Raw genomic sequence first — 7591 nt, 5'->3', positions numbered from 1 at the left:
GCGTGAGGGGCCTTCGGCCTGTCACGCCGGGCAGCCCCCAAACGCCGGCGCGATCCCGCGTGGTGGTCGGGTTTAGGGAAGTGCATGGGGGCTGGGTTAGTCGCGGCCGGTGGGGGTGCGGGTGTGTTCGTCTAGGGCGTCTAGGCGGGCGCGGATTTGGTCTAGGTGGTCGGTTAGTTCTGGGAGTTGCTCGGCTACGTAGGTGAGTAGGCGTTCTACGTGGCGCAGGGTGGTGCGGGCGTCGTCTAGGGCGGTGGCGATTCTTGGCACTGTTTCGGCTGCTTCTAGGGCGGACGCGAATAGGCGGCGGATCAGGTGCACGGTGACTCGGGGTCCGGCCAGGACTGCTGAGAACACAGGCCCCTCCTACGGGGGTACGGCGGTCGCGAGTCTTCGTACCTCATTCGCGGAGGGCGCGCCCGGGCGGGGGCTGTGGGGTGTTACTGGTGTGAATCAGTGGGGGTAGTGGTGTTGATGAGGTGGTCGATGGGCTCGCGGGAGGCGATTAGGGCGGCCAGGACTGTGGTGACTGGGACTGCTGCGACGATGCCTACTGAGCCGGCCAGGGTGCGGATGATTTCTGCGGCGATGTCTTCGCTGCCCAGGAGAGAGCCCAGGCCTACGCCGGAGATGGCGGAGTAGAGCATTACCGGCAGTGCGGCGCCTGCGTAGGCCATGACCAGGGTGTTTACCGCGGAGCCTACGTGGTCTCGGCCGATTCGCAGGCCTGAGCTGTACAGGTCGCGCCAGCTCAGGGACGGGTTTGCTCGGCGCAGTTCCCATACTGCGCTGGTTTGGGTGATCGTCACGTCGTCCAGGACGCCCAGTGCGCCGATGACGATTCCGGCCAGCAGGAGGCCTCTGGCGTCGATGCCGTGGCCCAGGGAGGCGATCAGGGTGGTGGTGCTGTCGTCCAGGCCGGTCAGGGAGGCGGCGGCGGAGAAGATCGCGGACAGGATTCCGATCAGGGCGAGGCTGACCAGGGTGCCCAGTACGGCGACTGAGGTTCTCGCGGACAGGCCGTGAGTCAGGTACAGCGCGATGAACATGATCGCGCCTGCTCCGGCGATCGCGACTAGCAGCGGGTTTTCTCCGGAGAGGATCGCTGGCAGGACGAAGAGCACGATCACTACGAAGCTCAGTACCAGGGCGACTAGCGCGGCCAGGCCTTGCCAGCGGCCTAGTACGAGTACGGCGATTGCGAATAGCGCGGCGAGCAGTACCAAGGGGGTGCCGCGTTGGAAGTCGACGAGGGTGAACGACTGCGGGTCGAGCGGGTTGCCGCCGTTGTAGGCGAGGACGACTTTGTCGCCTGCGGTGAACCTTGGGGTGCTCGGTTCGATCGGGACGGTTAGGCGTACCGGTTTTCCGGCTGCTGGGCCGTCGGACATTTGCAGGTCGACGGTGAGGCACGGTTTCGCGTTCGGGTCCGGTTGCGAGCCGACTTGCACTTGGCCGGGTTGCAGGCACGGGCCGGAGGTCGCGGTCGTGATCGCTGCCTGGACCGGGGTGCCTTGCTGTACGGCGCTCTTCGGCAGGGAGCTGCCCCACGGGTACAGGATGATCATGCCGACGACGGTCGCCAGGGCCAGCGGGGCCAGGAGCCAGATCAGGAGTTTGCGGACTCGTTGCGACGCGGGGGCGGCCGGGCCGTGTCCGTGCCCATGACCGTGTCCGGTTGGTGGCGGGGTTTCCTTGGCGGCGGCGGGTTTTGGAGTGTCCTTTTCGGACTGCGGGGGCCGCGCGGGCGGACGGCGGCGGGTGCCGGGAGGTGGGGTGTCGCCTGGGCGGCGGGGGACGCGCAGTTCGCCGGATTGCGAGCCTCGGGGATCGGCGGAGCGCGGGGCGCCGGGTTGGGCAGGGCGCGGCGCGGCGGCGCGCGGGCGTCGAGGTTCGCCGGACCGCTCGGGGTGGCGTCCCGGGTCGCCGGTGCGTCCGGGAGTGCGTTCAGTCGGTCGTCCGGGTTCGGCGCGGCGCGGGCGGCGCGGGGCGTCCGGGCGGGCACGGGGAGGGGCGGCGGGTGGCACGGCGGGAGACGGGGACACGGGTTCGCCCGGCACTCGCGGCAGCGGGCCGGTGTCGTCGGGGTCCTGATCGGGGTAGTCGTGCGGTGCCACGGCGGACATCCTGCCCTCCCGGCTCACGGCTCACCCGTACCGGGTGGGGGGAGGAGGCGGGCGTATCCGGCGTTTCGTTCAGGCGTGCGCAGAACGGAGGTGCACCCGCCGGTAAGCGGAGGGCGGCGTGTCGAAATGGTCCAGAAACGCTTGCCGGAGCGTCTCGGTGGAGCCGAAACCGCAGCGTCGCGCGATCGCGGTGAGCGGGAGGTCGGTGCCGGACAGCAGGCGGGCGGCGTGCTCCGCGCGCACGGTCCGGACGTATTTGCCCGGCGTGGTGCCGAGATGGGCGTCGAACAGCCGGGTCAGCTGGCGCGTGCTGATGCCGGCCTGGTTCGCCAGCGCGGGGGCGCCGAGGTCGTCGGCGAGGTGCTCGGCGACGTACGCGGTGAGGTCGCGGACCTGCCGGTGTTCCGGCGGCGGCCCGGCGAGGAACATGCTCACCTGCGCCTGGTTTCCGGGCCGCTGCAGGTAGGTGACCAGCGACCGGGCGGCCTCGCGGGCGAGCGTCGGGCCGTGGTCCTCCTCGACGAACGCGAGGGTGAGGTCGAGCCCGCTGGTGACGCCGGCGGAGGTGTAGACGTCGCCGTGCCGCACGAAAAGCGGCACCGGATCCACCGTCACTGACGGGTACTGCTCGGCGAGCCGCGAGGCGTGCGACCAGTGCGTGGTCGCGCGACGGCCGCTCAGCAGCCCGGCGGCGGCGAGCACGGTCGCTCCGGTGCAGACCGACGCCGTCCGCCTGCTCTCCTGCGACAGCCGCCGCACGTGCGAGAGCAGCCGTTCGTCCTTGGCGGCGACGTGGTGGCCGAGCCCGCCCGCGACCACGAACGTGTCGAGCGGGCCGCGGACCTGGTCGATCCGGACGTGCGGGGCGAGCGTGAGCCCGGACTGGCAGGCGAAGGGGAGACCGTCGACGCTGGCGAGCCGGACCTCGTACGGCCGGGCCGCGCCGAGCCGGGTGGCGGCGTCGAAAACGTCGGACACGCAGGCGATGTCGAGCAGTTCGGCGTCGGGGTACCCGAGGATCACGACCTGCCGGGCGGTACTCGGCATGGCCGCACGGTAGCAGTTCGCCGGGCCGGATCAACCGGGTTCGCAGGATTTCGGACACGCGTGTCCCGGCCGGGTCGCGAGGGCGGGAGCCTGGCGGCATGACTCAGAAGACGTTCGCGTTCGTCGTGTACCCCGGCCTGACGCCGCTCGACCTGGTGGGACCGCTGCAGGTGATCAACGGCCACGCGGCGGTGGACCCCTCGGTCCGGGTGGCGGTGGTCGGCGAAACCCTGGAGGCCCTCGGCACCGACACGCCGCTGCGGATCGCGCCGAGCCACACCTTCGACCAGGTTCCGGATCCGTCCTGGGTCCTCGTCCCCGGCGGCGGCGCGCCGACGCTGCGCGCGCTCGGCGACGAGACGCTCATCGGCTACCTCCGCCGCGCCGCGGAGTCCGCCGAGCTGATGACGTCCGTGTGCACCGGTTCGCTGCTGCTCGGCCAAGCTGGGCTGCTCGAAGGCCGTGAAGCGACGACGCACTGGACTTTCCTGGACACCCTGCGCGCGTTCGGGGCCGAGCCGGTCCGGCAGCGTTGGGTCGACAGCGGCCCGGTGATCACCGCGGCCGGAGTGTCCGCCGGCATCGACCTGGCGTTGCACCTGGTGGAGCGGATGAGCGGAGCGGACGTCGCGCGGCTGGTGCAGTTCGGCATCGAGTACGACCCGCAGCCGCCGCTCGGCCCGCTCGACTGGTCGCTCGCCCCGCGCGAGCAAATGCGGCCGTTCGTCGACCACACCGTCCGCGAGGGTCTCGCCGATCAGCCGGAGCTGCGCGAAAAGCTGCTGGCGCAGCGGTGACGCGCGGGTAAACTGCCCCACCCGGCTGAGGCAGAACGGTTTGCCAGCGCCACTGCGGCGCGTACCGTTCCGCCAATGGGTTCTCGCGGGGATGCCGGTCTCACCGTCTTCACCAGCCGGAGGGACGGCGACATCGTGCTGGTCACAGCGGCGGGCGAGATCGACATCGCGTCGGTGGGGCAGTTCCGCTCCGCGCTGTCCGCCGCCTCCGGAGCCGGCGGGAAACTCGTCGTGGACCTGTCGCGGGTCGGCTATCTCAGCTGCGCCGGGCTGCGCGTGCTCGAGGAGACGAGCCACGTCCGGCCCGCGCTGTCGATCGTGGCGACCGGGCCGCTTGTGCTGCGCGCCTTCGCGGTGTCCGGGATCAAGGCGCCGGTGCGCAGCGGCCTGCGCGAGGCGTGCGCCGCCGCGGGGGCGTGAATCCCCGGCCGGAATCTGGGTACCCGTGGGGTGGAACCGAGATCTGCTGAGGTGATCCAGATGTCCACCAGCACGATGTCCGGCAAGACCGCGGTCTCCGGGGGCGCAGCGGGCCTCGCTGTGCTGGCCGGGCTGTACCTGATCGCCGCGCCGTGGCTGCTGCGCTTCGGCGGGGCCGCCGAACTCGCGGTGAGCAACACGGTGGCCGGGCTCGCGATCGTCGTTTTCGCCGCGATGCGCGCGCGGGATTCCGGTGCCCAGGCGTTGACCTGGGTGCTGCCGGTGCTCGGCGTGTGGGCCGCGGTGTCTCCGTTCTTGCTCCGGTACGGCGACGAAACGGTGCCGTCGGCCGGTGCGGTGACCGGCAACGTGATCGCCGGGGTCGTCGTGGCCGCCGGCGGGGCGGCGCTGCTGCTGCGCCGCCGCTTACGTCAGCCGAGCGCGTCGGCGAGCCAGCGGTTCCAGGTCGCGGTTTCGGCGGTCTCGTCGACGTCAGGGCGGAAGAGGTGATGTCCCACCGCGATCGGCATGCCGAGCAGCGACCGTTCGTGGAACCGGTAGAGGGCGTCCTCGGTGCGGACTCCGGCGTAGTTCGGGGTCGAGTAGTCGAGGACGCCCTCGACCACCTCGTCGCCGACACTGAACTGGACCGCTTGCCCGGCCGCGGGTTCAGCGGGCAAGCCGAGCGCGGCCAGCAGCTTCGGCCACGCGTCCCGGCTCGCCGACGACGCCGGGCTGTCCGCGGTCACGTACGTCGCGAAGCGGCCGGGGAAGTGGGCCAGCAGTTCGGCGAGCGTGTGCAGGTACATCTCCCAGCCGACGGCGAATGACTCGTGGTATTCGTCGTCCCAGCCGTCCTCGACGAACCCGCGGTGCACGAATCGGAGTACAGAATTGCCGCCTTCGGCCGCCTCCACGAGGAATTCCATCGCGTCGAACGTGCCGTCCTCGGCCGCCTCGCCCCGGTAGGCGAACCGGCGCGGGGGATCCCACGTGGTGATCTCGGCCTCGGTGCGCATTTCGCCGAGGCTGAAGCGGATCCGCCTGGCCGCGGCGTCGACCTCGTGCCGGCCCATGAACCACGAATCGATGCCGGGCCCGGTCGCGACGGCCTCCCACACGGCCTCGGGTCCCGCGGGCAGCTGAACCTCTTTGCGCACCTCGAACTCGCGTGGCATCTGCGGCGTTCCTCCTCGTGGTCGGTCCTGGCCACGGTGCCATTGACAACAATACTTGTCAATGCGGTGGCGGTTCGCCTGATCGGTGACAGACTGCGAAGGGACTCTCACGAAGGGACGCTTGAGCATGGCAACGGTGGCCGACCAGTTGATCGACGTTCTGGTGCAATCCGGGGTGCGCCGGATCTACGGGGTGGTGGGCGACAGCCTCAACCCCGTCGTGGACGCGGTGCGCCGCACCGGAGGTTCGGCGCGCGGCGGGATCGACTGGGTGCACGTGCGCAACGAAGAGGCGGGCGCGTTCGCCGCCGCGGCCGAGGCGCAGTTGACCGGGCGGCTCGCGGTGTGCGCGGGAAGCTGCGGACCGGGGAACCTGCATCTGCTGCAAGGGGTTTACGACGCGCATCGCTCGGGAGCGCCGGTGCTCGCGATCGCCTCGCACATTCCGTCCGACCAGATCGGCACTGGGTTTTTTCAGGAGACGCATCCGCAGCAGTTGTTCGCCGAGTGTTCGCACTACTGCGAGATGGTGAGTTCGCCGGAGCAGATGCCGCGGCTGGCGCGGATCGCGGTGCAGAACGCGGTCGGACGGCGCGGGGCGGCGGTGCTGGTGCTGCCCGGGGATGTGTCGCACGAGCCCGCCGCGCACGCCACGGGGGAGTCGGCGTCGCTGGGGAGTCCGCCTGCCGTGGTGCCCGCTGAGGCCGACATCGCCCGTCTTGCCGATCGGATCGATCGGGCCGAGAAGGTGATGATCATGGCCGGCGCGGGGTGCCGGGACGCGCATGACGAGGTGCTCGCGCTCGCGGAGGCGGTCGGGGCGCCGGTGGGGCATTCGTTGCGAGGCAAGGAGTTCGTGCAGTACGACAATCCGTTCGATGTGGGGATGAGCGGGTTGCTCGGGTATGGGGCCTGCTACGAGGCGATGCACGAGGCTGATCTCGTGTTGTTGCTGGGTACGGACTTTCCGTACGACAACTTCCTGCCGCAGCGCAATACCGTGCAGGTGGACATCGATCCGGCTCGGATGGGGCGGCGGTCGGTGCTGGAGTTCGGGGTCCAAGGCGATGTCGGGGCCACGGTCCGGGCGGTGCTGCCGCGGTTGCGGGAGCGGGAGGACCGGTCGTTCCTGCATGCCATGCTGCGCAAGCACGAGCGGGGGTTGCAGCGGGTAGTCGACGCTTATACGGCCGAGGTTTCCAAGCATGTTCCGTTGCATCCGGAGTTTGTCGCGGATGTGCTGGACGAGGAAGCCGCCGAGGACGCGGTGTTCACTGTGGACACCGGGATGTGCAATGTGTGGGCTGCTCGGTACATCACGCCTAACGGGCGGCGGCGGATTCTCGGGTCGTTTGTGCACGGGAGTATGGCTAATGCGTTGCCGCATGCTATTGGGGCGCAGGCTGCTGCTCCGGGGCGGCAGGTGGTGGCTATGTGCGGCGATGGCGGGCTGGCGATGTTGATGGGGGAGTTGTTGACCCTTAAGACGCATGGGTTGCCGGTTAAGGCTGTGGTGTTCAACAACTCTTCGTTGGGGATGGTGAAGCTGGAGATGCTCGTGGACGGGTTGCCGGAGTTCGGCACTGACCACGATCAGGTCGACTTTGCCGGGATTGCCCGGGCGGCTGGGTTGTATTCGCGGCGGGTGGAGAAGCCTGGGGAGGTCCGGGAGGGGCTTCGGGATATTTTGGCGCACGACGGGCCCGCGGTGTTGGATGTGGTTACTGATCCTAATGCGTTGTCTATTCCGCCTAATATTACTGCTGCTCAGGTTAAGGGGTTTGCGTTGGCGGCCAGTAAGACTGTGTTGAGTGGGGGAGTGGGGAAGATGTTGGGGCTGGCCAAGTCTAATTTGCGGAATATTCCTCGGCCTTGATGGTTCGCTGGGCCTCGTCGCCTGGCGGCGACATTGGCCCGTTGGCGCGTGGGGCACCCCGAAGCTTGATTGTGACTGCGGCGCGGGGGTGTTTGTCAAGGCGGGAAAGATGCCTTGACAAGCACCCCCAGACCGCAGGGAGGCTTC

7 protein-coding genes are annotated in these 7591 nt (G+C 69.5%); 4 read left to right on the top strand and 3 right to left on the bottom strand.

The window, feature by feature from the left end; genetic code table 11:
• Positions 1–440: 440 nt before the first annotated feature.
• Both ACFXI3_RS46780 and ACFXI3_RS46775 read right to left on the bottom strand, forming a co-directional pair.
• Positions 441–2126, bottom strand: a complete 1686-nt coding sequence (locus tag ACFXI3_RS46780; protein WP_378408662.1) for a YibE/F family protein — start codon at positions 2124–2126, stop codon at positions 441–443.
• Between the two features lie 69 nt (positions 2127–2195).
• The gene (locus tag ACFXI3_RS46775; protein WP_378408660.1) at positions 2196–3173 is read right to left on the bottom strand and encodes a GlxA family transcriptional regulator; all 978 of its coding nucleotides are present in this window, start codon (positions 3171–3173) and stop codon (positions 2196–2198) included.
• Between the two features lie 98 nt (positions 3174–3271).
• On the opposite strand from ACFXI3_RS46775, the gene ACFXI3_RS46770 reads away from it, so the two are divergent.
• The 3 genes from ACFXI3_RS46770 to ACFXI3_RS46760 all read left to right on the top strand — a co-directional run bounded on the left by ACFXI3_RS46770 (position 3272) and on the right by ACFXI3_RS46760 (position 4900).
• Positions 3272–3970: a DJ-1/PfpI family protein gene (locus ACFXI3_RS46770; RefSeq protein WP_378408659.1), complete on the top strand. Its 699-nt coding sequence runs from the start codon at positions 3272–3274 to the stop codon at positions 3968–3970.
• A gap of 75 nt (positions 3971–4045) precedes the next feature.
• Positions 4046–4390 carry an STAS domain-containing protein gene (locus tag ACFXI3_RS46765; RefSeq protein WP_344276889.1) on the top strand — a complete coding sequence of 115 codons (345 nt, stop codon included), beginning with the start codon at positions 4046–4048 and terminating at the stop codon, positions 4388–4390.
• A gap of 60 nt (positions 4391–4450) precedes the next feature.
• Positions 4451–4900: an SPW repeat protein gene (locus ACFXI3_RS46760; RefSeq protein ID WP_378408657.1), complete on the top strand. Its 450-nt coding sequence runs from the start codon at positions 4451–4453 to the stop codon at positions 4898–4900.
• On the opposite strand, the gene ACFXI3_RS46755 is transcribed toward ACFXI3_RS46760, so the two are convergent.
• Positions 4822–5568 (bottom strand): SRPBCC domain-containing protein, encoded by a 747-nt coding sequence (locus tag ACFXI3_RS46755; RefSeq protein ID WP_378408656.1) that lies wholly within the window; start codon positions 5566–5568, stop codon positions 4822–4824. The genes ACFXI3_RS46760 and ACFXI3_RS46755 overlap by 79 nt on opposite strands.
• Before the next feature lie 127 nt (positions 5569–5695).
• Here ACFXI3_RS46755 and ACFXI3_RS46750 point away from each other — a divergent pair, with 127 nt between their 5' ends.
• The gene (locus tag ACFXI3_RS46750; RefSeq protein ID WP_378408654.1) at positions 5696–7444 is read left to right on the top strand and encodes a pyruvate dehydrogenase; all 1749 of its coding nucleotides are present in this window, start codon (positions 5696–5698) and stop codon (positions 7442–7444) included.
• The last annotated feature ends 147 nt before the right edge of the window (positions 7445–7591 follow it).

The organism is Amycolatopsis sp. NPDC059235, from assembly GCF_042754125.1.
GTDB lineage: Bacteria > Actinomycetota > Actinomycetes > Mycobacteriales > Pseudonocardiaceae > Amycolatopsis > Amycolatopsis albidoflava.
The sequence above is the reverse complement of the archived record's forward strand: the minus strand, read 5'-3'. Positions and strand labels throughout refer to the sequence as shown.